Source organism: Pseudolysinimonas sp., assembly GCF_039912695.1.
Lineage (GTDB): Bacteria > Actinomycetota > Actinomycetes > Actinomycetales > Microbacteriaceae > Pseudolysinimonas_A.
This window is the reverse complement of sequence record NZ_JBDSPJ010000025.1, coordinates 1-24,246: the sequence shown is the minus strand read 5'-3', so window position 1 is coordinate 24,246 and position 24,246 is coordinate 1. Positions and strand designations below refer to the sequence as shown.

General features: G+C 68.2%; 26 protein-coding genes. 12 read left to right on the top strand and 14 right to left on the bottom strand.

The genetic code is table 11. The annotated features are described in order from the left end of the window. The first annotated feature begins 23 nt into the window (after nt 1–23). The 3 genes from ABIR17_RS13030 to ABIR17_RS13020 all read left to right on the top strand — a co-directional run bounded on the left by ABIR17_RS13030 (nt 24) and on the right by ABIR17_RS13020 (nt 1,566). Nucleotides 24–383: a single-stranded DNA-binding protein gene (locus ABIR17_RS13030; RefSeq protein WP_348004836.1), complete on the top strand. Its 360-nt coding sequence runs from the start codon at nt 24–26 to the stop codon at nt 381–383. A 69-nt stretch (nt 384–452) separates the two neighbouring features. Then, the gene (locus tag ABIR17_RS13025) at nt 453–731 is read left to right on the top strand and encodes a hypothetical protein (RefSeq protein WP_348004835.1); all 279 of its coding nucleotides are present in this window, start codon (nt 453–455) and stop codon (nt 729–731) included. Between the two features lie 106 nt (nt 732–837). Then, nucleotides 838–1,566 (top strand): SOS response-associated peptidase, encoded by a 729-nt coding sequence (locus ABIR17_RS13020; protein ID WP_348004834.1) that lies wholly within the window; start codon nt 838–840, stop codon nt 1,564–1,566. A 9-nt stretch (nt 1,567–1,575) separates the two neighbouring features. Here the strand turns inward: ABIR17_RS13020 and ABIR17_RS13015 are convergent, their stop codons facing one another. Beyond that, entirely contained in the window at nt 1,576–1,956 is a 381-nt protein-coding gene (locus ABIR17_RS13015; RefSeq protein WP_348004833.1) for a hypothetical protein, read from the bottom strand. A gap of 188 nt (nt 1,957–2,144) precedes the next feature. Here ABIR17_RS13015 and ABIR17_RS13010 point away from each other — a divergent pair, with 188 nt between their 5' ends. Next, complete coding sequence (locus ABIR17_RS13010) at nt 2,145–2,543, top strand: hypothetical protein (RefSeq protein WP_348004832.1); 399 nt, start codon at nt 2,145–2,147, stop codon at nt 2,541–2,543. Here the strand turns inward: ABIR17_RS13010 and ABIR17_RS13005 are convergent. Continuing rightward, complete coding sequence (locus ABIR17_RS13005; RefSeq protein ID WP_348004831.1) at nt 2,522–2,785, bottom strand: hypothetical protein; 264 nt, start codon at nt 2,783–2,785, stop codon at nt 2,522–2,524. The genes ABIR17_RS13010 and ABIR17_RS13005 overlap by 22 nt on opposite strands. A gap of 243 nt (nt 2,786–3,028) precedes the next feature. Between ABIR17_RS13005 and ABIR17_RS13000 the strand changes: the two genes are divergently transcribed. Genes ABIR17_RS13000 through ABIR17_RS12990 form a run of 3 tightly spaced genes read left to right on the top strand, consistent with a single transcriptional unit; the run spans nt 3,029 to nt 4,307 of the window. Beyond that, nucleotides 3,029–3,277 carry a hypothetical protein gene (locus ABIR17_RS13000; protein WP_348004830.1) on the top strand — a complete coding sequence of 83 codons (249 nt, stop codon included), beginning with the start codon at nt 3,029–3,031 and terminating at the stop codon, nt 3,275–3,277. After that, entirely contained in the window at nt 3,274–3,486 is a 213-nt protein-coding gene (locus ABIR17_RS12995) for an antitoxin VbhA family protein (RefSeq protein ID WP_348004829.1), read from the top strand. Before ABIR17_RS13000 ends, ABIR17_RS12995 begins: the two co-directional genes overlap by 4 nt. 2 nt (nt 3,487–3,488) lie before the next feature. Beyond that, nucleotides 3,489–4,307, top strand: coding sequence for a Fic family protein (locus ABIR17_RS12990; protein WP_348004828.1), 819 nt, complete (start codon nt 3,489–3,491; stop codon nt 4,305–4,307). On the opposite strand, the gene ABIR17_RS12985 is transcribed toward ABIR17_RS12990, so the two are convergent. Next, on the bottom strand, nt 4,304–4,519 hold the full coding sequence (locus ABIR17_RS12985) for a helix-turn-helix domain-containing protein (RefSeq protein WP_348004827.1): 216 nt from the start codon (nt 4,517–4,519) through the stop codon (nt 4,304–4,306). The two genes, ABIR17_RS12990 and ABIR17_RS12985, sit on opposite strands and share 4 nt — an antisense overlap. Further along, entirely contained in the window at nt 4,516–4,860 is a 345-nt protein-coding gene (locus ABIR17_RS12980; RefSeq protein ID WP_348004826.1) for a hypothetical protein, read from the bottom strand. Before ABIR17_RS12980 ends, ABIR17_RS12985 begins: the two co-directional genes overlap by 4 nt. A gap of 587 nt (nt 4,861–5,447) precedes the next feature. Here ABIR17_RS12980 and ABIR17_RS12975 point away from each other — a divergent pair. The 4 genes from ABIR17_RS12975 to ABIR17_RS12960 all read left to right on the top strand — a co-directional run bounded on the left by ABIR17_RS12975 (nt 5,448) and on the right by ABIR17_RS12960 (nt 8,720). Continuing rightward, nucleotides 5,448–5,855, top strand: a complete 408-nt coding sequence (locus ABIR17_RS12975) for a MobC family plasmid mobilization relaxosome protein (RefSeq protein WP_348004825.1) — start codon at nt 5,448–5,450, stop codon at nt 5,853–5,855. Further along, nucleotides 5,855–7,423 (top strand): relaxase/mobilization nuclease domain-containing protein, encoded by a 1,569-nt coding sequence (locus ABIR17_RS12970; RefSeq protein ID WP_348004824.1) that lies wholly within the window; start codon nt 5,855–5,857, stop codon nt 7,421–7,423. The genes ABIR17_RS12975 and ABIR17_RS12970 overlap by 1 nt, the downstream gene beginning before the upstream one ends. A 21-nt stretch (nt 7,424–7,444) precedes the next feature. Next, nucleotides 7,445–8,239, top strand: coding sequence for a hypothetical protein (locus ABIR17_RS12965; protein ID WP_348004823.1), 795 nt, complete (start codon nt 7,445–7,447; stop codon nt 8,237–8,239). A gap of 157 nt (nt 8,240–8,396) precedes the next feature. Beyond that, nucleotides 8,397–8,720, top strand: coding sequence for a hypothetical protein (locus ABIR17_RS12960; protein ID WP_348004822.1), 324 nt, complete (start codon nt 8,397–8,399; stop codon nt 8,718–8,720). A 54-nt stretch (nt 8,721–8,774) separates the two neighbouring features. Here the strand turns inward: ABIR17_RS12960 and ABIR17_RS12955 are convergent, their stop codons facing one another. From ABIR17_RS12955 to ABIR17_RS12940, 4 genes are all read right to left on the bottom strand, one after another. Then, nucleotides 8,775–9,233 carry a DUF2690 domain-containing protein gene (locus ABIR17_RS12955; RefSeq protein ID WP_348004821.1) on the bottom strand — a complete coding sequence of 153 codons (459 nt, stop codon included), beginning with the start codon at nt 9,231–9,233 and terminating at the stop codon, nt 8,775–8,777. Nucleotides 9,234–9,497: 264 nt separating this feature from the next. Beyond that, on the bottom strand, nt 9,498–10,280 hold the full coding sequence (locus ABIR17_RS12950) for a putative phosphothreonine lyase domain-containg protein (RefSeq protein ID WP_348004820.1): 783 nt from the start codon (nt 10,278–10,280) through the stop codon (nt 9,498–9,500). Nucleotides 10,281–10,562: 282 nt separating this feature from the next. After that, nucleotides 10,563–13,541, bottom strand: a complete 2,979-nt coding sequence (locus ABIR17_RS12945; protein ID WP_348004819.1) for a hypothetical protein — start codon at nt 13,539–13,541, stop codon at nt 10,563–10,565. Between the two features lie 134 nt (nt 13,542–13,675). Continuing rightward, nucleotides 13,676–14,710 (bottom strand): hypothetical protein, encoded by a 1,035-nt coding sequence (locus ABIR17_RS12940; RefSeq protein WP_348004818.1) that lies wholly within the window; start codon nt 14,708–14,710, stop codon nt 13,676–13,678. 118 nt (nt 14,711–14,828) lie between these two features. Here ABIR17_RS12940 and ABIR17_RS12935 point away from each other — a divergent pair, with 118 nt between their 5' ends. Beyond that, nucleotides 14,829–15,146 (top strand): hypothetical protein, encoded by a 318-nt coding sequence (locus ABIR17_RS12935; RefSeq protein WP_348004817.1) that lies wholly within the window; start codon nt 14,829–14,831, stop codon nt 15,144–15,146. A 7-nt stretch (nt 15,147–15,153) separates the two neighbouring features. On the opposite strand, the gene ABIR17_RS12930 is transcribed toward ABIR17_RS12935, so the two are convergent. The 6 genes from ABIR17_RS12930 to ABIR17_RS12905 are packed head-to-tail and all read right to left on the bottom strand — an operon-like array spanning nt 15,154 to nt 24,219. Continuing rightward, a complete protein-coding gene (locus ABIR17_RS12930) occupies nt 15,154–15,684 on the bottom strand; it encodes a DUF4913 domain-containing protein (RefSeq protein WP_348004816.1) in 531 nt (176 codons plus the stop codon). Continuing rightward, nucleotides 15,681–17,480, bottom strand: a complete 1,800-nt coding sequence (locus ABIR17_RS12925) for a TraM recognition domain-containing protein (RefSeq protein ID WP_348004815.1) — start codon at nt 17,478–17,480, stop codon at nt 15,681–15,683. Before ABIR17_RS12925 ends, ABIR17_RS12930 begins: the two co-directional genes overlap by 4 nt. After that, nucleotides 17,477–20,458 carry an LAGLIDADG family homing endonuclease gene (locus ABIR17_RS12920; RefSeq protein WP_348004814.1) on the bottom strand — a complete coding sequence of 994 codons (2,982 nt, stop codon included), beginning with the start codon at nt 20,456–20,458 and terminating at the stop codon, nt 17,477–17,479. Before ABIR17_RS12920 ends, ABIR17_RS12925 begins: the two co-directional genes overlap by 4 nt. Next, on the bottom strand, nt 20,455–21,978 hold the full coding sequence (locus ABIR17_RS12915) for an SCO6880 family protein (protein WP_348004813.1): 1,524 nt from the start codon (nt 21,976–21,978) through the stop codon (nt 20,455–20,457). The genes ABIR17_RS12920 and ABIR17_RS12915 overlap by 4 nt, the downstream gene beginning before the upstream one ends. Nucleotides 21,979–21,985: 7 nt before the next feature. Beyond that, on the bottom strand, nt 21,986–23,515 hold the full coding sequence (locus ABIR17_RS12910) for a hypothetical protein (protein WP_348004812.1): 1,530 nt from the start codon (nt 23,513–23,515) through the stop codon (nt 21,986–21,988). Then, nucleotides 23,500–24,219: a hypothetical protein gene (locus ABIR17_RS12905; RefSeq protein WP_348004811.1), complete on the bottom strand. Its 720-nt coding sequence runs from the start codon at nt 24,217–24,219 to the stop codon at nt 23,500–23,502. The genes ABIR17_RS12910 and ABIR17_RS12905 overlap by 16 nt, the downstream gene beginning before the upstream one ends. Nucleotides 24,220–24,246: the final 27 nt, after the last annotated feature.

Genomic DNA, 24,246 nt, shown 5'->3' with positions numbered 1-24,246 from the left:
GATCAGGGAACAGGAGAAACACCATGTCCACACGCACCATCACCGGCAACCTCGCGGCAGACCCCGAGGTGGTCAAGGCCGGCAGCGTCAACATCACCAAGTTCCGCGTCATCGAGAACACGGGGGAGTACCGGGGCGGCAAATTCACCCCGCACGACAACCCGACCACGCACTTCGTGGAGGCGCGCTTCGAGCTCGGTGAGAACGCCGCGGCGACCCTCGAGAAGGGCAGCGCCGTCATCGTCGTCGGCAAGGAACACACCAACTCCTGGGAGAAGGACGGGGCCACTCAGTACGGCCGCGTCATCGACGCCGACACGATCGGCGTCGACCTGGCCCGGGCAACCGCCGTCGTCACCAAGAACCCGCGCGACGACAACTAGCCGGCAGCGAGGGGGTCGGTTGCGGAATCGGCCCCCTCACTGTCCGTAGCTCAGGAGAGGATCACCGCCATGAGCACCTTCCTCGACGACGACCTCGCGGCGATCCTCCGACTGCGCTGGCAACTCGTCGACGGGGAGGAAACCGGCGCCGCGGCCCTGCCCTACAACGCCGCCTGGTCGCGATCGCAGCTGGTGAGCGAGATCCTGGATCTGTTCTACGACGAGACCAAGTTCGGTCACGTCGCCGGCCTGGTCGCCCCAGGTGAGCTCGACGGCATCGGCACGCTGCGCACCGCGGCCGCCCGACACTACGACGCGATGGCCAGCGTCATGAACGCGGGGGAGTAGCCCCGCCTCGAGGACCAGCCCCCAGCCGCACCACCCATTTCTCTCTCTCCTCGGCTGGGGGCTTTCTCGTGCCCGCACGCCGGAGGCCGCAGGTAGCGTCGAGCGCATGTGCGGCCGCTACGCGATGGATGACACCACGAACGAGCTCGTCGTCGAGTTCGTCGCCGCCGGCGGCCGAGCACAAGACTGGATCCCGAACTACAACGTCGCCCCGACGCAGCGGGCGCCGATCGTTCGGGAGTTCGTCGACGACGCCGGCACACTCGAGCGCGAGATCGAGCTCGCACAGTGGGGATTCTGGCCCGCATGGGTGAAAGCCGGCGACAAACGACCGCACCCGATCAACGCCCGGTTCGAGACCGTCGCGAGCAACGGCATGTTCCGCGGAGCCTTCGCCGAACGCCGCTGCATCGTGCCGATGCGCGGCTACTACGAGTGGGTCGCGCAGCCCGACGGCAAGCAACCGCATTTCATCCACGACGTCGACGGCGAGCTGCTCTCCGCCGCCGGCATCTACGCCGTCCGAAAGGACGACGCTGGCGAATGGCAGGTGACCTACGCCGTCATCACCCGCGAGGCGCGGGATGCCTCCGGCGAGATCCACGACAGGATGCCGTTGTTCCTGACGCCGGACATGCGGGACGAGTGGCTGCAGCCCGCCAAGGCTGGCGACGTCGACAGCCTGATGCACAACCTCGATCGAGCCTCGAGCGCGATCGCGAAGGCGATCGTCACCTACCCGGTGAGCCGTGCCGTCAACAACGTGCGCACCGCCGACGCCACCGACCCGGCTCTCATCGAGCCACTGCAGGCCGCCGACACCTCTCCCGCCTAGCGGCGTGAGCTACCGCTGCGAGGTGTCAGTGACCGAGAGGGACGGCCCGGACAGCAGCTCGTCTCGGGTGAGGTCCTGCGTGCCTGGAATCCCGTCGATTTCCACGGTGAAGAACCTCGAGTCCGAGTCGAAGCCGGCAACGGTGAACGACCACACGCATGTGAGGTGCCCAGGCTGGTATTCGGTGGCCTCGGGGTCGAAGGTCAACGGGGCGAGCCCAACAGTCTCGCCCTCGGCGTCAGTGATCTTGACGTCGAGGCCACCGAGCCCGAAGCCGGTAACGGCCTCTTCGCAGTAGCGCTCCTTGTTCTCTTCGTACGGCCCGTAGGTCTCCCGCTCCATCGCGATCCCGATCGTCGTGTAGGTCGCATAGGCCGGTTCTTTAGACACCGAGCCAGTGATCGTTTCTGTCGTTGCAGGCGGCGACCCCGCACAGCCGGCGAGAGTCATTGCCAGTGGAACGACACAGGCAAACCCGATCGCGGTTCTCAGGATTGCGGCGTGCAGCATGCAGGAATCCTGGCATGCAGACGGCGTTGCCCGCCCCCGTTCGAACATTTGTTCTAAACTCGGCGGGCATGGGACAGAGCAAGCGGCACGGGGATCTGTTCGATGAGCTCGGCCGGCAGCGCATAGAGGAAGTCGCGCTGCGCCCGGTACCGGTGAGTCTTACCCCGGAAGAGCTCGATGTCGACGAGCACCCGGTGAAGTCGCCGGGGGAGGGCCGGGGGATTCGGGTGAGGGCGTGGGTGCGCTACCCGGAGATCGTGGTCGACGTCGCGGCCGAGGCGTTCGAGTGGAACGACAAGGCGGTGCACGTGCGCTGGACGGCGCCGGACGGAGGCCGCAGGGAAGCGTGGGTGTGGGCCAACGCGGTTCGGCGGGTGGAACCGCCGCTAAGCCCGCGCGATCGCGACGTCTCAGCCCACTTCGCGAAGTTGCGTGGCAAGCCCGCTCAGGAAACCGGGCCGAGGTAGACGATGACGGCGCGGTCGGCGCCCTCGACCTCCCACACGATGACGTCGTAGACGTCGCGGCCCTTCACGAAGACGTGCGTCAGGTGCGCGCCCACCTTGTCGGCGCGGAAGGCGCGGTCACGGCCAGAGCCGTCGCGGATGCCCTGGAGCGCCTCTTCGTGGGCGGCGGAACGTTCGGGGTCGTGCTCGCGGTAATGCGCGCGAGCCTCGGCGGCAGGGCGCCTGAACACAAGCAGTCTCATAGTTCCTATGATACCACCTTGAAACAGTTGCACCAATGAAACATCTGTCCCACCGTTGCAACCGCATATCAACATTGATAAGGTGGTCTAGGTCCACAACAAGGCCGACAACAACACCAACGACAAAACGATCAACAACTACAACGACAAAAACGAAGCTACGAACAACACGAAGACACCGAACAACACGATCACAAGACCAAACGAAGACACCGAAAAACTGCGCGAAAGCGAACCCCGACCATGACTATGACCACACCAGCAGCCACTCTCGTTCAGACCGACTCGCGGAAGCGAGTGAGTCTCGCCGGTCGCGTCGCGCCCGGCGCGTACTACCTCGTCACCACCGACCCGAACGGTCGCATCACCCTCGAACCGGCGGAGGTCGTTTCCAAGCTCGAGCGTGACGTGCTCGCAAACCCCCGGATCATGGCGGAGGTTGCCGCCTACCGGGCGGACCCCTCCGATGTGGTGGAGGACGATCAGCCATGACCGACGCGATGCAGACCACCGTTACCGGCGCCGACGTCGCGCGCCGGCAGGCCATCGTCGACGAGGCGCGCCACTCGAGCGAGCTCGAGGGCGGCCGCAGCACCGACGATGTTCGGGCGCTGCAGGACTCCTGGGCTGCCGGCGAGATCACGCTCGAGCAGCTGCTCGAGGGGACGGCCGCCCGTTACCCTTCGCAGGCCGACCGCTAGCCGTGGACGATCGGCCGTGGGAGACCGCGGCGAGTGAGGCTGAGCGGTGGGCCGGCTACCTCGTGCCGGGAACCGACGTGCTGCGCAACCTGTCGGTGCCACAGGCGGAGTCGCTTGCGGACCTGGCGACGTTTGAGAACAACCGCGTCGAGGTGCGGCTGATCGAGTTGCGCGCCCGACCAGTCGGCGGCACCTTCGACGCGGACCACTTGCGCGGGATCCACCGTCACCTGTTTCAGGACGTCTACCCGTGGGCGGGGGAGTTCCGCACGGTCGGCATCAGCAAGGGCTCACGCGCCCGCCCTGACGGGTCGCTGTCGCCGGCTGTCTTCCTCCCGGTCGCGCACATCCCCTTCGTCGTCGACGGGGTGGCCGCCAACCTGCGGTCGGAGAACTACCTGCGCGGTTTGAGCAACGAGGCGTTCGCCGATCGACTCGCGGTGCACTTCAACGACCTCAATGAGGCCCACGGTTTTAGAGAGGGCAACGGGAGAGCTCAACGTGCGTTCTGGGATGAGCTCGCGGGGCAGGCCGGCCATGTCATCCACTGGCAGGTGGTGTCGGCGGATCTGAACATGCGGATGTCGCACGAGGCGCGCGTGAACGGCAACCTCGAGCCGTTGCGATCGACGCTGCGCGCGATCGTTTCCGACTCGTCGGAGGCCGCGGCGACGATGAAGCTGACGGAGGCTTCCCGGCTCGCGGGGATGGACACACCGAGCCGACCGGGGCGAAGCCCGGCCGGCCCTCTCGGTGTCGATCCGTTCGGAGCGGTGCCGTACCGACCGGGGCTCGATACCGGCCGCGGCTACGGCCGCTAGCGTCCGAGGTCTCGCCTGTCGGCTCGCCACTCGTCGACGTCGTTCCGGTGGTACCGGATCGCAGCGCCGATCGTGTAGTACCTCGGCCCCGAGCCTCGGTCGCGGAGATCTCTCAGCGCCCCACGGTTGACGCCGAGGATCTCGCCCACCTCTTGCGGGGTGAGCAGCATCGGCACGACGCCCTGGAAGGCGATCGCCGTCGGGGTGCTCACCGCTCCATCTCCTTCGGCCGGATCCCGGCGGCGTCCCGCAGCGCGGCGCCGAGCTGGTCGTGGTGCGCGCGTGCCTTGGTGATCTTGGCGTCGGTGAAGTCGGGCGCCTCCCGGCGCAGCGCAGCGGCGATCTCTTCGGGCAGCTCGACGTGCTCACGTAGCTTCTCGACGAGCCCGTCGTAGGTCGTGACCTCTCCGAGGCTCGTGCCGGCGACGTCGACGAGATCCCGTTCGCCGTGCCCGAGCTCGACCTCGCGCTGTGCGAAGTAGGTCACCATTGGCTCATCCCAGCCGACCGTCCACGTGGAGCCGGCGTCGTCGATGAACTCGTGCCGGCTCATCACTGGCACCCGTCGCATTGCAGGTCGTCCATCGGGTCGACGGGTACTTGGTACCCGCCAACCGTGTCGACGGTGACTGTTTCATCTGGGCGGTTCATGGTCATCCTCTCGGTGTCCTCGGCGTTGCGCCGATGGCCTGCCATCGGTGCGCCCCTGCCCGGGTGCATGCAGAGGAGGCGTTGTCAGGGGTCGCCGCTCGCGGCGATCCGCTTGCGGACGCGGAAGCGGCCCCTCCCCACCGCGGCGGGGTCTTGGACCACAGGAACGGAGTTCCTTCCCCAGCCGCCCGTGGGACTCCGGAGGGGCCGCTGGAGCGCCCTTGACGGCGCCGGAGCGGAGTGCAACCAACCACCTCGGCAACGTGTGCCGGTCGCCGCGAGGAGACCTCTCGGCATCCCCAGCTCGCTTTGCCGTGGACGTCGCTATCGCGCCGTTGGGGATGGAGTCCCGGTCGGAGCAAGCTATAAGTTTATGTTCCATAAACCGCTCTCAAAGCTGGACGCGCGTCGTTGAGCGCGGGCATACTGGCGTATGACGCCCCACCTCGAGGTGGGGTCGCTGCGCTGGGCCGAGAGACGGAGGGGACCGTGGGCGAGGCTGAGAACGACCGGGGGAGTGGTCCCCTTTTTGGTCGTCGACGTCGTGCGAACGCGTCGGGGGAGCGGCGCACGAAGCGGTACCCGGTTACGGTCACCGCAACCGAGGATGCCGAGCTCATCGCGAAGGCGAAGGCTGCCGGCATGACCGTGCCGAGACTGCTGCACGAGTCTGCGAAGAGTGCGCACGTGGAGACCAGCACGGAGCGGAAGGCGGCGATCGCCAGCCTGTTTCTGCTGCGTCGCGAGGTCGGCACGATCGCGAACAACGTGAACCAGCTGGCGAAGTTCGCCAACACTGAGAGGACGTTCCCGCGCGAGGCTGAGGCCGTCGTCGCGGAGTTCCGGAGGCTGTACCCGCGGATCCGCGAGGCCGTCGATCGGTTGGCCGACTCGTGATGCCGAACGTCACGCGAGGCGACCGCATGGGCGGTCTGCTGGCCTACCTCGCGGACACGGATGCGGAGCGCACTCACAACGTGCATACCGAGCCGCACCTGGTGAACGGTGACAGCGCGACGTTCACCTTCTACGGCGACGCCGAGTTGGACAGGGCCACGGCTCTCGCGATCGCGCGGGATCTCGACGAGCCGCGAACCGCGTTCGGCGTCGAAGTGAACGGCGGCCACGTGTGGCACGCGTCGCTGAGCTTGAAAGCCGAAGAGGGGCAGAAGACCGACGAGCAGTGGGCGACGATCGCGCAGGACTTCGTCGACCGGATGGGATTCACCGAGGCATCCGGGAAAGCCGGCTGCCGGTGGGTCGCAGTGCGGCACGGACTCTCGGCCGCTGGCAACGACCACATCCACATCGCGGTCAACCTGGTGCGCGAGGACGGCACCAAGGCGTCGATCCATCACGACTACTCGCGGGCTCAGTCGATCGCCCGCGAGCTCGAGCAGGAGCACGGGCTACAGGTGCTCGAGTCCCGCACATCGGACATGGCCATGCGCGGAGAGAGCGCCGCGGAGCGCGGGGTCGCGGAACGCGAAGGCGAGCCTGTGGTCGCATCCGTCCGGCTCGAGCGGAGCGTGCGCGCGGTCGCGGCGGCATCCGTCGACGAGGGCGAGTTCGTGCGCCGGCTCCACCAGGCCGGCGTCCTCGTGCGGCCCAGGTTCGCCGCCGACCGCGACGACGTCGTGGCCGGCTACTCGGTGGCACTGCGACCTCGCGAGGGGGAGCCGATCGTCTGGCACGGCGGCGGCCGGCTCGCACGCGATCTGACCTTGCCGCGGCTGCGCGACGGCTGGCCGGATACTCCGCAGGCCGCCCAGGCGGGCGTCGACGAGTGGCGGGCGACGTGGCGAAACCCGATGAGATACACGCCCGTCGCCCCCGGCCGCGAGCAGCACGAGCCCGGCCCCGAGGTATGGCGGCAGTACACCGACGACGTGCGCCGGCTACGCGACGACCTCGCGTCCATCGACCCCACCGACCGAGCTGCGTGGTCGCGGGTCGCGCGGGAAACCAGCGGCGCGTTCGCCGCATGGTCCCAGCGGGTGGAGCCTGTGCCCGGTCCGCTCGCCGAAGCGTCGCGGACCCTGGCGCGCACGGCTCAGGTCCGAGCGCGCGACGTCCGGCCGCGGACGTCGCGCGGGCTGCGCTCCATCGCCGGCGCCGCGTCCCTGCTGGCGATGGCCACGAGCTCGGGCCAGGGCACTCAGGCCGAGGCGATGCTGTTCCGCCAGCTGATGCACGTAGCCACGGCGATCAGGACGATGCACGAGGCCGTGCAGGAAAGCCAGCGCGCTGCTCAGCTGCGCGGTTCGCTTGAGGGCCGGCTCGACGCCGTTCGGCGCCGCATGCCCGAACTCGTCGGCGCCGGGACGGAGCCGACGTCGATGGCTCTGCCTCGCGGTCTTGGCGGCGAGAACCTCTCGCGCCCGATGGGGAGCCCGCTTCCCACGCCGCTCAAGCCACGGCCGAACGTACCGACGTTGCCGCCTGAGCGCGGCACCGAGAGATAACCGAGAGATAGGGGAACAGGGATGGCGGATGCAAACGGTGATGGTGTCCTCGACGAGGCCGAGGGCAACATCCGGATGATGCTGATGATGGCCGCTCAGTCTGCACGATCGGCGGTACAGCGTCGGCAGGATCGAACGCAGCAGGCGACGCGCGCCGACCTCGAGCAGGCTCGGTTCTTCCAGGCTCAACTCGACGCGGAGCGTGCGACGGCGCGAGCCGAGCTCGCGGTCGTGCACAACTCGTCCTGGTGGGACCAAGCGAACGTGCGCGACGTCGCACGTGTGTACGAAACCGCCGTCGCGTGGCGTGACGAGGACCAGCCTGCGCGCGACGCCGAATCGCGCATCAAGCAGGAGCTGCGCGATCGCTACGACATCGACGTGAACGAGTGGGGCGCCGACCCCTCCGTGGTTGCCGCCCGCCTCGAGGCGACGGAGCGGGCCCGTGGGGAGCAGGAAGAACAGGAAGGGCTCGCGACCGAAGAGCGAGACGTCGCGACCGGGCTGGCGCTCGAGGCAGAGTTCCTCGAGCTGCAGGCCGACCAGGTCGACGAGGCCGACTCCGAGGATCTCCGCGACCTGGCCGCGGAAGTTGAGCATGACGCCGAGGTGTCGTGGGACTCGGCGCAGCGGCGCGGAGAGCACGCCGCTGCGATCGAAGGTCCGGACGCGCCTGCCGCGGCCGCCGCGTGGACTCAGGCCGACGTCGACAACGGCAAGCACCCGCGCGAAGCCGTGCGCGGCTCCCGCACGAAGTCGTCTCGTACGAAGGTGCCGACGGCCGCGCCGGAACGCCAGCCCGAGCGGGGCCGGTAGCCGAACAGGGTCGGCGTCTGGAGATCGGGCCGGGGCGATCCATCAGAGATCGTCCCGGCCCTGTCCGACCGCCCAGCGGATCAGGGAATGCGGGCCCCGGATGTTGGCACGATACCGCGCCGCGTCCTCCAGCGGGAGGGCTGACTGCGATCTGTGGATGAACGTCGGCGCCGCCTCCTACGGTGAGCGCGTGACCTCGAGCGAACTACAGCTATCGACCAGTCCCCGCATGACGTGGGTCTGGGCCGCCGACGACCACCAGGCGGACCAGCTGCGCGCCGCGCTGAAGTCCGCGCACTGCACCGTCCACCCTGCGGTCGGCCGGAACGCCGAATCGCGGATCGTCGACCTCGACATCGGCGTTGTCGCCGGCGAGGGCATCGAGGCCCTCGCCGCTGCCGGCTACACCTTCCGGTGGCACGAGCAGCAGCACGAGCTCAACCGCAGCCCCGACTTCGGCGGGATCCCCATCGCCGGTTAACGACCGGGAGGGCCGGGCGCTGCCCGACCCTCCCGACTGAGCGCGCTCGCGTCTCTAGCAGAGCTGGATGACGCCCGTCGTACCGACCACGGCGTCCGAACTGTTGCGGATCGTGCCCTCGACGTTGATGCATGTCGAGCCGGGAGCGTACACCTGCATCCCGTAGCTCCAGCCCACGTAGCTGTCGCCGGTGTAGTTGTACGCGCCCGAGGGTGCCACGTAGATCAGCTTGCCGGCGCGCGGGTAGTAGCCGTAGTTGTTGACGCGAACCCAGTTGGTCCCGCACGACGGGGAGTACCGGACCTCCATCAGCCCGATAGCGGTTCCGCCGCTGTAGATCGTCCTGCTGTAGATCGAAGACGAGCCGCTGGAACAGCCGGTCGCGCCCGGATCAGTGTTGTCGAGCGGGTGCGCGCTGGCGGGCGCGAGGCCCACAGCGAGCACGAGCCCGACCGTCGCGGCGAGCGTGGCTGTTACCCGCGCTGCTCTCGCATGGTGCTTCCGAAACTTCATCTCCATCACGGTTTCCCTTTCCGCCCGGTGCCTGGCTAGGCACCTCGTGGCGGTCACGGTACGCCGCGGCGCCTGTCGGCCGCGAGGGGCATTTGGGGGACATCCGGGCAGTCCCCGGCGGCCAAGCTGTCATAACGTCGCTTATGAGAGAACCTCAGTATTCTATCAGAAGGGGTGGAGACGCGTCTACGCGGGCGGTCAGACGGAGCCGACCGCCTCCCCACCGATGCTCCGGCGCGAACTCGAGCGACGGACCAGCCGCATCTAGCCGGGGTAGCTCACCGCCTGCGCCCACCCGGCCTCGGTCTTGTACCGTCGGCCGAGGAACCACCACTCGCCGGCGCCGTCGGCCCCGAGGTACGCCGGGCCATCCTCCCGGTGAAGCTGCCCGAAGCGGTACCAGGCCTGCGCGCCGTTGGGGGCGACTCGGTGCTCGTCGTAGCCGCCGCCTGGTCGTTCCTCGAGCGCCACCCACCCGTCGTCCGGCTCGGCCGGGTAACCGCCAAGCCAGCGGGTCGCTAGGCTCGCCGCGATGTCGTCTTGCTCTTCGATCTCGCCGACCACGTCGGCTCGGTTCTCGTCTGTGACGGTGACCCACGTCCTGCCGTCGCCAACCCACTTCGTCTCGATCGTGTCGCCAGCCCCGGACCCCCACACGGAGACGTTGCGGGCGCCTTTCACGATGTACTTGCTGGCTCGCGTGTCGCGATCGCGCTTGAAGGACAGTCGCTGCACGACACCGAGCTCGCGCAGGCTTGCGAGCGCGGTGCGGACCTGCGCGAGGTCGCGCCAGTCGGCGCAGTAGACGATGACGACGTAGGAGCCATCATCGTGCGCGAGCGGGCTTCCGGGTCCCGTGGAGACCTTCGCGGAAACCCCGAGGCGACCTTCCGCGACTTCGGCGCTGATCCTTTCCCACAGCGCGTCGACGTGCTCGCGCGACACGTACACCAGCCACTTGCCGACCCGATTGTCGTCGCGCGCCGGCGAGACCTCGGGCTCGGCATAGAGCCACCCACCGTTGTGTTCAGACGGCCTTATCGCCATCGGTAGATCGTACGGGCCACGTCGACGAGCAGGGCAAGAGCACCCCGCTTCGCCCAGAGAGGCTCAACCACGCACGCTCAGCAGTCAAGGGCGCTACGCGTCACCTGCGGTGATGCCCCGGCCGGGGCACCCTGGACCGCCGCTCGAGCGCGGACACGCTTCCAGCTAGGAAGCGGGGGTGAGGGGGAAGAGACGGGGAAGAGAGAAGGCGGCTCCGCGCGGTAGGCAAAAAGAAGGGGCCGCCCTCCCCCGAGAGCGGCCCCTGACGTCGAGTGAGCGCGACTACCTCGACGTCATCCGGCGGCGACGTATCCCGTAGGCCACGAGGACCGTGGCCAGCCCCAGCAGGATCACCCGCACCGCCCACAGGGCGACGGACCACGGGTCCGACTCCTGCCCGGTATCTGCCAGCGGGGGCTTCACGACGCTGGTCTCGTTCTCGAGGCCGCACACGCCACGGTGAACCTCGGTGTCGTCGACGCGTGCGATCGACTCGACCCACCAATACCTGTCGGCAGGAAGTGCAGCATCCTGACCGGTCACCTCGAGGTCATCCGCAACACCAGGCACCAGGTCGATCGGCTCGCCGGCCCAGACACGGTTAGCCGTCTCGCACACCGCCACCCCGTCGCTGTCGTACGCCGGCCGGTAGGCCTCGAACCGGATCGTGTCGCCCGGCTCCACCAACCCGGAGACCGTGGCGACGTCGTGCACCGGGGCTGCGACACCATTGGTGGCCAGCGTGGCCACGAGGAAGTCACGAACGATCGAACGCTCAGAGACCAGGCCGCACTCCGCGGCGAACACCACCGTCCCGCCGGCGTCGACGATCTCGATAACCCAGTCGTAGACACCCGGCAGGAGCGTGTCGACCTCGCCGGAAACGACGATCTCCGACATCGCCGGCTGAGTCACTTGATAGGCGAGGTTCCCCGGCGTGCAGACCGCGGCAGGATCCACCTCGAGGGGATCTTCCGACTCGAGGACCGGAGCGTCAGCCGGCCGCAGGTATGCGCTGAACCGCACCTGTGCGCCGGCGAACAGCAGGCCGTCGATGAAGGCCGTATCCACGACCGGGAGCCCCTGCGCCTGCGTCGTCGTAGCCGATGACAGGCCGACCGGCGGAACGATCGCCGTCTCAGCAGCGACCCCCCACCCGTCCGACCACGAGTAGTCGGTGGGAAGGAACTGCGCGAGCTCGGGCGCCTGGTCCTCGAGGAGGATCTGGGACACCGCCACGTAGTAGGCCGACGTCGACGGGATCTCCGTCGTGCTCACCGTGTAGGGCACGGTCGGCCCGTCGGTCGTCGACGTCGTGATGTCGAACTCTTCGAACACGACGGCATCCGCCGGGATCGGGTCGCCGGCGACGATCGGCTCAGTCGTCTCGTACACGGTGACGTGGGCGGTGATCTGAGCCCACTCCCCGCCGCCGTACCGGAGCCAGGGCCCGGCGCCGGCGACATCGAAGGTGAAGGTATCGACGAACGGCGCGCCACCTGCGATGTAGGGCGAAGCGACTTGGGACGTCAGCACCGGCGCGAACACGTCGTGGATCTCCGAACGCTCGGATACCACCCCGCACGGCGCGGTGAATACCGCGTCGCCGGCGTCGTCGAGGATCTCGATAACCCAGTCGTAGAGACCTGCTGGCAGCGACGTCACCGGGCCCGAGCTCACAGCATCGGACGTTGCTGGCTGAGTCACCTGGTACGCCAAGGTCGCGGGTGTGCACACCGCAGCAGGGTCGATCGCATTCGGGTCGATCGACTCGAGGAAGCCGGCGGCCGCGGGCCGGAGGTAGGCGCTGAACCGCACCTCGGCTCCGTCGAAGAGCAGACCCTCCAGGAACGCAGTGTCGATCACCGGCTGACCGGTGGTCTGCAGCGCTGTCGCCTCTGAGGTTCCCGAGGGTGGCACGAGCGCGGTCTCTGCCGGAACACCCCAGCCGTCCGTCCAGAAGTAGTCATCCAGGAGGAACGCCTGCACACCGACCGACTGATCGGCGGCGCGGATCTCCGACACCGCCACGTAGTAGGCCGACGTCGACGGGATCCCCGTCGTGCTCACCGTGTAGGGCACCGTCGGCCCGTCCGCGTCGGTCGTGGTGACGGTGAACGTCTCGAATACGACGGCATCCGCCGGGATCGGGTCGCCGGCGACCACGGGCGACGTCGTCTGATAGATCGTCACCCGCGCCGTGATCCGCGCGTACTCGCCCGCCTCATTTTGCAACCAGGCGTTGTCGAGCCCCGACACGGGGTCGGACGTCACATCGAATGTGAAGGTGTCGGTGAACGGCTGGCCAGGAGCGATGTACCTCGAGGCCACCTCCGAAGTCAGCACCGGGAGGAACGTACTCGCGCGGTCGAACGGGTCGAGTGCGGTCAGATGGATGGCGACCGATCCGGACTGCCCAGGCCCGCCGAGCACCTGCGCCGACCCGGTGGAGTACTGCGACACGTTGCCGGCGTAGCCGCCGGGCGCAACGAAGTCGCCGACGGCGCTGATCTTGTAGGGTGCGCCATCCGCCGTGGGAACACCACGAACCGGGAGAACGGCGCCGTTCGTCACGCCGGCGATGGTGGGTGAGTCGGTGGTGAGAAACACCCCGTTCACCAGGGTGACCGATCCCGAGGCGTTGCTCGGGTTGAGGCTCACCGTCAGCGTGCCGTCGAAGTTGTTGAGTTGATCGACCTGGAAGGTCATCGAGCCAGAGCCGGTTGTGGTCGCGGCTGACATCCCGCCCGACTGCGCACGGATTGAGGCCAGGTTCGCAAGGATCGCGGGACGCTGCGACGACGGCGCCCGAAAGATGTACCAGGTGTCGCCCGACTGCCCGTGCGAGTTGTAGCCCACCGGGTCAGCGATGCTCCACACGTACATGTTCACCGCCGCGGTCAGGTTCGGGTCAGACGACTGCCCGAAGGCGGTGATCGCCCAGTTGACCCGCGCATTGCCGGTCGCGTCGAGGGTGTGCCACGGGGCGGTGCCGGTATACGTCGAGGTCGCGAGCGGTGCCCCCTTGTTCGCCTCGAGGCAGAAGACGTTCACTCCCGAGACGCTGTAGGCCCCTAGGAAGCCCTGGCCGATGTCGTAGCCGGGTCCGTGCGTGGCCGCGGCCGCCGACTCAACAGGAGCGAGCGGCGACAGCAGCGACCCGACGACCAACAGCACGGCGATGGCCGCGTTCTGCGCAGGCCAGCGGCGCTTCCTGGTCGCATTTGCTTCGGGCAGGAGAGGATGGGTGGCGTCAGTCATCGACTGATTCCTTTCGGGTTGCGCTTCATAGGTGGGATTTCGGGAGGAAGGCCGGGGAGGTTGCACCCTCCCCGGCCGCCCTTGCCGTCAGGCTGGGAGCTGACGGGCTTGGTTAAGCCGGGATGCTTGTCGTGCTACCAGCACGCGTAGACGACGACGTTGTTTCCGGAGATCCGGTAGTCGTATGGGATGGTCACTGAGCCGATGATCGCCGTTCCACCAGGGCCAGGATCCGCGGTGTAGAGCACGCCGCCGAGGGAGCAGCCCGGGGAGTAGGGACCACGTGGGTCGGCGTATCGCTTGGTGTCGGGCGGCGTGCCCCCGCCGGGGTTGCCGCCGCCCGGCGAACCGGGCGAGCCGGAGCCGGGTGAGCCGGAGCCGGGTGAGCCGTTACCCCCGGCCGCCGCGGCCTCCTGAGCCTTGCGCGCCTCTTCCGCATCGTGAGCGGCTCGCATCGCCTTCACAGCCTCGAGGTAGGTCAGCAGCGCCGCGGCGACGTCAGTGTGGGCGTCGGCCGCGGCCACCGCGGCCGCGGTGACGGCATCCTTGCTGCCCTGGTCAGCACTCGGCGCCGCGGCGATTGCAGCCTCGGCAGAGACGGGCGCACTCGCGGCGACGTCGACGAGTGCCGCGGACGTTTCCTCGACCACGGCCATCAGGTCGTCGACGAGCGTGGTGACGTCATCGGCAGCGTCGCGGTACGCGTCCGCAGTCGCCTCGAGGTTCGCAGCGAGATCCGTGAGCTCCGCGTTGGAGAGGGCAGGGTTCGGCGCTGCGGGGATCCGCGCGAGGTCCGCCGGCACCAGGTCGTCGAGAGCGCTCCGCGCCGCCTCGAGGTCGGTCAGCGACATTGTCAGTTGCTCGAGCGCATCGGCGTCGACGACGCCGGCGAGGTCTGCCGGCAGAGTGGCATAAGCCTCCGCGATCGCCGTCGCATCCGCGGCCGCGGCGATGGCGTCGACGTCGACCACGGTTCGGTAGCTGCCCTCGGCAGCAGACGCGTCGCCATGCGCGGCGATCGCCGACTCGAGCGCGGCGTTGTGCGAGGCCCAGGCCGCTGTGGCCACTCCCCCGCCGACTAGGCCAGCGACGACTACGAGCGTTGCGGCCGAGGTCAGCACCCGGCGCTTGACACTTCCCCACAGCACGGCCCTGATCCGTGTGAACATCCCTGATCTCCTTGTTCCCATTTATCGTTTACTTCGAGTAAACGATAGCCTAGCGTCCATGAGAGACCCCGACGAGGCCCTCCTTCGGGCCGCAGCTGCGCTACGGCAAGATGGAGCAATGCCCGCCCGCCTCACACCCGACATGCCTCCTCGGGTGGCTGCCGCACAACGGGCACTGAGCGGACCAGCGAGACTTCTCGTTCTCCGGTTCGTAATCAACCATCCCGAATCCCGCAAGACCGAGGTAGTCGAGGCGACCGGCCTCGGCACGGACACCGGGTACAAGGCGTTGCGCGAGCTGCAGCATCTCGGCTTCGTGACGGTCACCAAGGACGCAGGCACCGGACCCGGCGCCAACCACAGGTTCAGCGTCGACAGCGAACGGCTCACCGAAGATCTCGCCGCGCTCGTGACCTGGATCATGCAGCCGCTCTGACCGCCGCTCATCCGGCGAGTGTCCGGACGTCGATGAACATACCTGCCGGCGGTGCCGCGTACGGCAGCGGGCCGATCGGCGCGCGGTCAGCGGCGGTCTTACCGACCATCGCCCGGGCCCCTACCGCGGGGTCGGCCTCGTTCGTGTCGCGGGAGTTCGCGAATGGACCGTCTGTGGCCATCAGCATCCGCATGTGGTGGTCCGCGTGATCGCGCCACCACACACTCATGCCGAACGTCCCGTCGAGGCGCAGCGCCTCCCACGATCGCCAGAGCGAGTCAAGGCGACTGATCGCCTCCGGGAACCTCCACCACTCGGCCGCCCACCGGTAAGAGCCCGCGGGGCCAACGCGGCGGATGTAGGTGTAGCGCAGCTTTTCGCGCACGAACTCGTCCACCGACCCGAAGTAGAGCTGCGGCACGTCGGACGCCGCCGCCGTCGACGGCTCAGAAACGGTCGCGGGGTGTGGAGGTAACTTGCCACGCAGCGGACCGGGCTTCGCAGGCGCTGCCTCCCCCGCTGAGGGGGCGTCGCTCACGACGCCCCCTCAGCGGGTGCGGGCGGCACGAAAGCAACGATCGGCTCTGCCTGCTGCACGGTAGCCAGGACCGGCATCGACGGGTCGTGCGCCACGAGGGACGCGCGCACCGCCGCCTGGTGGCGCCCACTCATCCACGGCACAGTTTCGATGAGCGCTGCCGGCATGCCCGAAGACAACATCACCGCGCGGCCTCGAGGGAGCGCCGCGAGCTCAGCCGGTTCGAGAATCCGCTGGCGATGCAGCTGGTGGCTCGTCGAGCGCAGGCCCTTATTGAAGCTCACCGAGGCCGTCTCCTTGTCGTAATCGCCGACGAGCTCGGAAAGTTCCCGCAGGAACTCAGCCTCGGACAGGCCACCAAGGTAGAGCTTCACATTCGAGGCGGACCAGAGCTTCCGCATCCCCTCGCGTCCGAAAACGACCGACCCCTGAGCCCAGGACTGAAACAGCGACATGATCGGGATGCCGCGCGAGCCGTAGTGCGAATACAAGTCGGGCAGGTTCTTCCACCGGCAGACGTTCGCCGCCTCGTCGAGGACGACGAGCATCGGCGTCGCCAGACGCCCGCCGGCCTGAGTCGTGGCGAGCTCCTCGGCCGCCTCGACAACGGCGGCAGTCAGAGCGGTCACAAGCGCGCCGGCTGAACCCTGACCCTCCTTGGAGAGCGAGTAGAGCGTGCCCGTGCCGCGCACGAAGGCATCCGGGTCGAAGTGCGGTCGGCGATCGCCGGCCATGTTGCCGCCGGTCGGCGTGACCCACTTCCCGACGGCCTGAATCTTCAGGCACGCCGCCATCTGACGTGCGGTGCCGAACACGCCGCCGCGCTGCTTCTCAGGGGCCATGACGATCCCTTCGACATCCGCGGCGATCAGGTCGTACTCGTGCAGGCGCAGCAGGTCGACCGGCTCCTCGTTGGTGGGCTCGGAGAGCCACGAGAACACCTGAGTGATCGGGCGCTTGGCCAACGCGGCCGCCAACAACATGCCCGCGAGAAGATCCTGCCCGGCAGGCTCGAAGTACGCATCCTGCACGGCACCGTCGGCGCGGGCAGACGAGGCGAAGTGTTCCGCGAGCTTGAACGCCTTGACGTCATCCTTGACATAGGAAAGCGGGTTCCACCACCAGGTGGGCTGCTCGAGCGCGATGCCCTGCGGGTCGAAGATCCACACATCCCCTCGAGCGGAGCGGGGATCCCGCGTCGCGTCGACCGTGTCGCGCTTGTTCGACGTCGTGACGACGGCGCCCGGCGCCTCGAGGATCGCCGGGATGACCAGCGCCGTAGTCTTCCCGACGCGCGGCCCCGCGAGGGCGATCATCACGTACTCCCACAAAGCGAACAGCGGCTGCCCACCCGGGATCGACTTCCCCAGCGGGATGCCCGGCGTCCCAGTGACGCCGAGCCGCTGCGCCGTGCGCGTCGCGCCCTTCCGACCGAGCTCGGCCAGGTCACGGCCGCGGGCCAGGTACGCCGAACTGCGGTCCACCCGGCTACGCCGCCGACGGAAGCGAACGATCGCCACGGTGATGGCCGTGACGATCGCCAGAGCGACGATCGAGAACACGACCGTCAACCAGGTAGCGGATGGCGGCCACACCACCCGACCTCGCAACAGATCGAGGAACAGGTTGACCGGGTTCCGTGGCAGCGTCGGGTTCACCCCGTCGAGGCCAGAGCCGATCGACACGGCGGCCCAGACGACCCCGACAACGGCCAGCAGGATCCCGACGACGATCGCCAGCAGGACCGTGCCGGCGTCGTATCGGCCCGGTTCCTGCCGCCGGTTCGCTTGGCTCACGCGGCACCGTCCCCATCGACGATCACGAGCTCGGGTTCCTGGGCCGCGGGGTGCCACATGCGGTTGGTGTCGTTCACCTCGAGTTCCATCGGCATCAACTGCACCCGCAACGGAGTGCCAGGGTGCCCGCCGATCTTCACCAGGAACCGGCCCCGGCCAGGGGGCTCCGCCTCCCGACCCGTCGAGCTGTCCCATGCCGGCGGGTCCTGCCAGGAGATCAGTAGTTCCTGCTCGGCACGCGACAGCGGAACCGCCTGGGTGAGCATCGGCATCTCTGCGCTCGGCAGCCCGCCAGCGATGATCATGCCGGCACGCTCGACGAATCCGCGCGCCTTCATTCGGTCCTCCTCACTCGGGAGAGCCAGGAGGTCGCTCATAGTGTGCGAGATCATCGCGAGCCCGACACCGCGTTGCCGGTTCAGTCGGGTCAGCGCGTCGACGCGATCGACCATCCCCTTGCCGGCGCGCAGCGCACGCCACAACTCGTCGAGGATCACGAAGTAGTGCCGACGCGGCTCGAGGCCCGCGTCGGCCAACGCGTTGGCCACGTTCACGGTGCCGAAGCCTGCGGACCAGCACGCCAGCAGGATCGCCGCCTGCAGGTCGGTGTCTGAGTCGTCGATCGACGAGACGTCGTAGACCACCGGACGGTCGCGCATCATGGGCACGTCGGTCGCGTGGGCGAACGTCTCGCCCAGCCGCCCGCCGGAGGTCAGGCTGATCAGCGACGCCTCAAGGTTCTCGGTGAGCGCTTTGTACCGGGCCAGGTCGCCGCGGTCGAGGGCGACGTCGCGGATCTCCTGCGGAGCATCCTGGATGACCTTCAGCAGGTCGCCGAGCACCGGAACACCTTTGTGCTTCTCGTCGAGCACCTTCAGCGCTCGGTCGATGATCGACTCTTCACGGTCGGTGGGCGGTTCCTTCCGCAGGATCGTCAGCAGCGCGGACACCATCGTGTGCCGGCGACCGTGAGCGTCGGCGAGAACCTGCAGCCGCTCCTTCTCCTTGCCCGCCTTTCGGAGCCGCTCAGCGGCCTCGGTTGCCTCGCCGGGATCCAGGACGTTCAGGTGCCCTCGGCCGCGGCCGAGCGGGATCACCTGGCCACCCATCGCTCGAATCAGTTCCACGTAGTCGGGCTTGAGGTCGCCCAGCACCAGGGGCAGCGCGCCGAAGCCCGCACCGCCGGCACCCATGCGGCGGATGATCGTCGAGTTGTGGGTCGTGATGTAGGACCGCGTCACGAGGAACAGTCCGTCATCGTTAGCGACCTGGATGCAGCGCACCGGTCGGGACGGTACGCGCGTGGCGGCGACGATGTATCGTTCCCGGTTCCGCGCCGCGGAGTAGTGGGTGCTGCGGGTCTCATGAGCGATGCTCTTGCGCCGCAGGCGGAACGGTGACCGGTCGGTGGAGAATCCGACCTGCCAGCCCGGGCCGACTTCGCGGCCGTTCAGCACCGCCATCTTGAACGCGATCGCCGGACGATACCCCAGGGAGGCGGCCAGTTCGGCGAAGTCGTCGACGAGGCCGCGGTTGGTGTTGTTGAACTGAACTTGCCCGCCGTTGGGCGCCACCGTGCCGTCGCTATCCAGCAGGCCTGCGAGAACGGCACGTCGCAGTTCCACGGGGCCGCGGAGGTAGCCGAGAGGGATGCGTTTCGTCCTCAGAATTCCGAGTTGTCGCAGGCCCACCGAGAGGGGGTCCCCATCGACGGTGTTCAGCCGGTACCGCATGGGGGTCTGGAGGTTCGTCGCGGTGATGCCTTCATCCGCCATGAAGTCGAAGACTTCGGGGTCGGCTGTGGTTACCGTGCCGGTGCCGGCGGATCCGTCGCCCAGCCAGTACCCCAACGTGTACCCGGGCACCGGCAGTGCCGCCGAGGTCCGCACATGCGCCTGCCGCGTCAGCCCGCGGCGGCGGGAGTGGTAGGTCTTGTCTTTGCAGCTCTGTGAGCAGTAGAGGCGTCCAGCGCCTCGAGTTGCTGCCGTCACCCCCGCGCCGCACCATGTGCATGACGGCAGGCTCCACTGCGGTGCAGCGCCGAAATCGACCGGGTCGGCCACCGCGATGCTGTGGTTGACCTTCCCCCCAGCGGTCGGTGTGGCCGCGATCTGCTCGGTGGTGACAATGCGCCGTTCATCCAGACCCGCGACCCGCTCAGTGCGGGTCAACTGAATCTCGATCTGCTCCAGCAGAGCCCCCGTCGGGTATCGCACCGTTCGGCCGGCATCTGGCGACGCTACAGGCTGAGCCCACTTATAGACGCGGGCTCGGCCGCCGGCGTCGTCCCATCCGAGAGCCCGAGCCACCTCGATACGAGTGCACATCTCCCCCAGCGATCGCCGAGCCGCGGTCAGCGCCTCGACCGCAGACGGGCCCAGCTTCGGCTGGTAGGTCGACGCCTGCGCTCGAGCGGCAGGTGTCTGCCGTGCCCGCTGGCGGGCCGTCGCCGTCACCCACTGGTGCTGCGCGTCCGCGACGACCTTCTCCCCGCTGGAGAATTCCAGCTCGAAGCAGTCACGGTCGGTCATGACGTCCGAGACGGCAACCACCGCAACCGGTGACCCGGAAGGCGACAGGACGAAGTCGCCCGGCTGCAGCTCACCCATCGTCGAGTAACCGCCAGGGGTGGGAACGATGGTGTCGAAGTCGAGGGCTTTTCCCAGCCCTGGAAGACCAAGGACGAAGACGGAAGGGTTGCTGATGAGCCCGTGCTGGAACCACGAGATCGGGTCCGCGCACACGGTCGCGCCGTTGATGAGGTTGAGGCCGAGGGGCACGCCGACCATCGGGGTGCCGGCGCCGACGCTGTACGGCCAGAGGCCGCACACCTGCACGGTGGTGCCACGGAACTCGTCGACGGGCTGCACGACGCTGACGCCGCCGGCGCCCGCCTGCCACCATCCGCGCGATCCGGGTCGGCGCGGCGGTCGAGGTGCGGCCGTCGCAGCGCCAGGTGTCCGGTTGCGCTTGCTCACAGTTGGCTCCGCACTTCTGCTGGAACCTGCAGGTGCTTGGGCAGCACCAGCCCGAGCGGGAGCGCGGCCGCGAACGCCGAATCCTGCGAACCGTACACGGGGCGAATCCGGATGCGTGCTGTGGCCGACAGGTTGTCGATCGCCGCGCGCGCGTCGTGCTCACCCGCTGGGTCGGTGACGGTGGCGGTGACGAGCATGCCGAAGTTCACCAGCCCGGCACCGGCCGCCTCCTCAGCCGCAGTCGCGTGGGCGGCTCGCGCCATCGACTGCTGACGAGCGCTGGGGCGGTCGGATGCCGTCAGGTTGAACGTCGCAGCCCGCACGTCGGCCTCGACGATCGCTGCGGCGCGCGCGGCGTCGATCGGGCGGTAGAGAAGTGTCACGCGCTTACGCGCGATGTCGCGGTGCGGGGCGATCAGTCGCGCTAGGACGCTCGACGACACGTTGCCTCGAGGGGCAGTGCTCATCATCCACGTGACCGACGTCGCGGAATCGTGACGGTACGCATCCCACGACGCCTGATGCGCGGCCGGCCCCACTTCTGGCCAATACAGCTCGGGCGGCTCGCCCGCACCGTTGGCCTCGTCGATGAGCGAGGCTGCGGCCGGGTCGTAGGCGACCCGGATCACCTCGCAGAGTTCCTGGGCGCTGAGCGGGTGAACCGCGCCCGCGCCCGTTCCACCGAGCGCCTGAGTGAGACCCGGTATCCGAGACGCGAGTTCGCGACCCATCTCGTCTGGTGTTCGGCGGCGGCTGCCCGTGCGGGCTGCCGCGTTGAAGGTGAGCGCGACGTACGCGCGCACGACCGCGGCGCCAGCGGGATACGCGTCGACGAGGCCGCTCAGCAGCTGCCGGGAGAACTCGGGCGCATCCGGGGACATCTCCTTCTCCACCGTCCGGCGCAGGCGGGTACCGGTGTCGGGTGCCGTCTCGATCGTGACCGACACCGCGTCAAGGCCGGGTTCGTCGGTGACGTGAGCGAGCCACATCCCCCACTCCGCTACCCAGTTGTCTACCTGCTCCCGATCGACGAGCGAAGACCCGTCAGGCTCGGAGCCGATGACGACCGTGTAGTGCCCCGTCGAGGGGACTTGGATCAGCGCGAACGGGCGCTGATACGAGTCGCGCCACTCGGTGAGCCGCGACCCTGCGGCGAGACCGGGTAGTTGAACCGTGCCCCAATCCGCTCGCCCGAGCGGACCGGAACGGTAGATGTGCTTTCGACGGGACTTGGTGCTGGCCCAGCCGGCGGACGTGACTGCGCGACTCAGGGTGGATCGTCCGTGCTTGTCACGGAACGCGATCGTCAACAGCAGACCGGCGACGGCGAGGAACACGAAAAACGCGGCGAGCAGGCCGGAGACGATCGAGACGATGACCGTGATGCCAATACCGACCAGGAGGATCCCGGTGCCGATCGTGCCGAGGCCGAGGAGGCCCGGCGTCTTGGGTCGGTTCCAGTGACCGTAGGTGCGCGTCGCTGAAGGCGACGCGTTGCTGTTTGCTGTGGCCGCGCTCATGGGCTCCCTATGCTCCTGTCGGTTCTCCGGCCGAGTTCGCGGCTGCGGACTCTAGACCGGACTTCGCTGCGCTGGCACCCTGAGCCACGACCATCGCCGCGGCGATCGGGATGCCTACGCCCGTTGCTGCGGCGCCCGCCGCTGCGGCACCACCGGCTGCGGCACCACCGGCTGCGCCACCTCCTGCGGCTGCGCCACCTCCTGCCGCTGCGCCACCTCCGGCACCGCCACCACCCATCGCGGCACCGCTCGGAGCGCTTGCCGACGACGGGGGGCTCATCGAGGACGAGCTCCCTCGAGAGACCGCACCGGTGGCCGCCTCTGCCCCCATGCCCGCGGCCATCGCACCCGCGGCAAGACCGCCCCCGCCCCCGATCGCCGCGGCGGTCATCGGCATCACAAAGCGCATCAGTGCTGGTAGCGCGACGAGAGCGACGACCATCAGCGCCATCCCGGTCAATATCCCCACCAGGCCGCTCCCGTCCGCGGCGAACGCGTCAGAGCCGACCAGCCAGAACGCCGCCGCGTAGATCAGCGCAGCCGCGGGCTTGTAGAGGATGAAGGCGATCGTCCAGCCAATCGCCTTCTGAAACCACTGGCGACCCATAGGTGTGTTCGTGAAGCTCGCCGTCAGGGGCAGTACTCCCGCCAGGATCACCAGCAGACCGCCGCGGACCACCATGAGGATCACCTGCATGATCGCCAGCAGCATGGCGATCACCGCGAGAACCAGCACGAGAAGCAGACCGAGCGGAGACGTTGAGCTGAGGGCGATCATCGCCGCCACGTTCGTGCCGAAACACTGCGACTGACCCGCGTCGGACACATCGCAGCTCGTTGCGCTATTCAGCACCCAGATCGAGAACGCGTCCGTTGCGGCAACCGCGAGACCGATCACTGTCAGCCCAGCGCCGGCGACCACTACGAGTGTGAGCAGGGACTGCAAGAGCTCCCGGCCTGGGTTCGCCCGCTGCTCCCACGCCATGCGGAGGCCGGCGATGATGACGGAAACGACCGCCATCGCGCCGACGAAATACCACAGTGAGTTTTGTAGGAACCCGACCGCCGACGTGGAGCCGCCCGGCGCCGATGAAGGCAGCAGCGCCGAGACCAGCCCCGCCGACCCCGAGATGAGGATGACAGCAGCGAACACGATGCCGAGGCGGCCGACTAGCTGCCCGCCGTCACCGCGGCGAAGCCGGATGGCGAACATCGCCGCGATGCCGATGATCGACAACGCGCAGACCGCCAGAGCGATCCACATGACGTAGCTGAGGATCGTGGAGACCTCGGCGCCCACAGGGGGCGTCCCCGAGGTCACCGCGGTGCCGGCGTTGAGAACCGGCGTCGGTACAGTCACCCACACCGTGCCGAGGCTCGCGAGCGACTGCCCAAAGCCTTCGAGCGCCTCATTGACGAGCTGCTGCAGCGTGTTGTTCGCGGCAGTTGAGACGAGGTCGCCAATGAAGTTTCCACCAGCGCAGAAGAAGTCCCACGGCGCGCACTCATCCGCCCCCATGATCAGGCTCCGCCCCACGGGATGTACCCGCCGAGGCTCTGCAGCCCGGCCGGGGAAAGCGGGAGCGAGCCGTCATCGGCGAGAACAATCTTCCAGTCGCCGTCCTCCCACGTGAGTTTGATCGGGAAGCTGGCGAGTCGACCGTCGTTGAAGTTGATAGCCAGGTCGACCGTCGCCGCCGAGCTCGAGTAGGCGCCGATCTTGAAGCCGGCAATCTGTCCCCTTACATCGGACGTGCTGCCACCAGGACCGGCGTTTGCTATCTGCTCGAGCAGAGCATCCCGGCCCGGCCCAGCTGCAACTAGGTCAGGAAGCCGCGGACCAGTTGTGCTGTCCGTGCCCAGCGCAAGGAAGTTCACAGTCGCAAACAATGCTCCCTCGGTGGTGTGTGCGAAGCACGACCGGAAGCCATCGGCGACGACGCCGGGACCGATCGCGGGGTCCGTCGGCGCGGCGACTGTCCCGACGAGTTCCCACTCGTTGTCGGGGGCCGCCGTGAGGGTGCTCTCGGTTTCGAAGCCGTCGAGGCCGCACACGCTCTCATCAACGGGTGAGCCGATCGGACCCGATGTCTCGGTCGCCGTCGGGTGCGGGGTCGCCCTTGAGTTGAGGCCCGAGACCACGGCGATGCCACCCGCCACAAGAATGATGACGATCACGATCGCTGCGGCGATGAAACCGGGCCGTGTGAACGGGCTGGGGCGTTCTGCGTTGTCCGACATGATCGGCTCCTTCTACTCGATGTCAGG

Coding starts and splice junctions, on each gene's coding strand:
- ABIR17_RS13030 (WP_348004836.1), top strand. CDS start 24: ATGTCCACACGCACCATCACCGGCAACCTCGCGGCAGACCCCGAGGTG.
- ABIR17_RS13025 (WP_348004835.1), top strand. CDS start 453: ATGAGCACCTTCCTCGACGACGACCTCGCGGCGATCCTCCGACTGCGC.
- ABIR17_RS13020 (WP_348004834.1), top strand. CDS start 838: ATGTGCGGCCGCTACGCGATGGATGACACCACGAACGAGCTCGTCGTC.
- ABIR17_RS13010 (WP_348004832.1), top strand. CDS start 2,145: ATGGGACAGAGCAAGCGGCACGGGGATCTGTTCGATGAGCTCGGCCGG.
- ABIR17_RS13005 (WP_348004831.1), bottom strand. CDS start 2,785: ATGAGACTGCTTGTGTTCAGGCGCCCTGCCGCCGAGGCTCGCGCGCAT.
- ABIR17_RS13000 (WP_348004830.1), top strand. CDS start 3,029: ATGACTATGACCACACCAGCAGCCACTCTCGTTCAGACCGACTCGCGG.
- ABIR17_RS12995 (WP_348004829.1), top strand. CDS start 3,274: ATGACCGACGCGATGCAGACCACCGTTACCGGCGCCGACGTCGCGCGC.
- ABIR17_RS12980 (WP_348004826.1), bottom strand. CDS start 4,860: ATGAGCCGGCACGAGTTCATCGACGACGCCGGCTCCACGTGGACGGTC.
- ABIR17_RS12970 (WP_348004824.1), top strand. CDS start 5,855: ATGCCGAACGTCACGCGAGGCGACCGCATGGGCGGTCTGCTGGCCTAC.
- ABIR17_RS12965 (WP_348004823.1), top strand. CDS start 7,445: ATGGCGGATGCAAACGGTGATGGTGTCCTCGACGAGGCCGAGGGCAAC.
- ABIR17_RS12960 (WP_348004822.1), top strand. CDS start 8,397: ATGAACGTCGGCGCCGCCTCCTACGGTGAGCGCGTGACCTCGAGCGAA.
- ABIR17_RS12955 (WP_348004821.1), bottom strand. CDS start 9,233: ATGAAGTTTCGGAAGCACCATGCGAGAGCAGCGCGGGTAACAGCCACG.
- ABIR17_RS12950 (WP_348004820.1), bottom strand. CDS start 10,280: ATGGCGATAAGGCCGTCTGAACACAACGGTGGGTGGCTCTATGCCGAG.
- ABIR17_RS12945 (WP_348004819.1), bottom strand. CDS start 13,541: ATGACTGACGCCACCCATCCTCTCCTGCCCGAAGCAAATGCGACCAGG.
- ABIR17_RS12940 (WP_348004818.1), bottom strand. CDS start 14,710: ATGTTCACACGGATCAGGGCCGTGCTGTGGGGAAGTGTCAAGCGCCGG.
- ABIR17_RS12935 (WP_348004817.1), top strand. CDS start 14,829: ATGCCCGCCCGCCTCACACCCGACATGCCTCCTCGGGTGGCTGCCGCA.
- ABIR17_RS12915 (WP_348004813.1), bottom strand. CDS start 21,978: ATGAGCGCGGCCACAGCAAACAGCAACGCGTCGCCTTCAGCGACGCGC.
- ABIR17_RS12905 (WP_348004811.1), bottom strand. CDS start 24,219: ATGTCGGACAACGCAGAACGCCCCAGCCCGTTCACACGGCCCGGTTTC.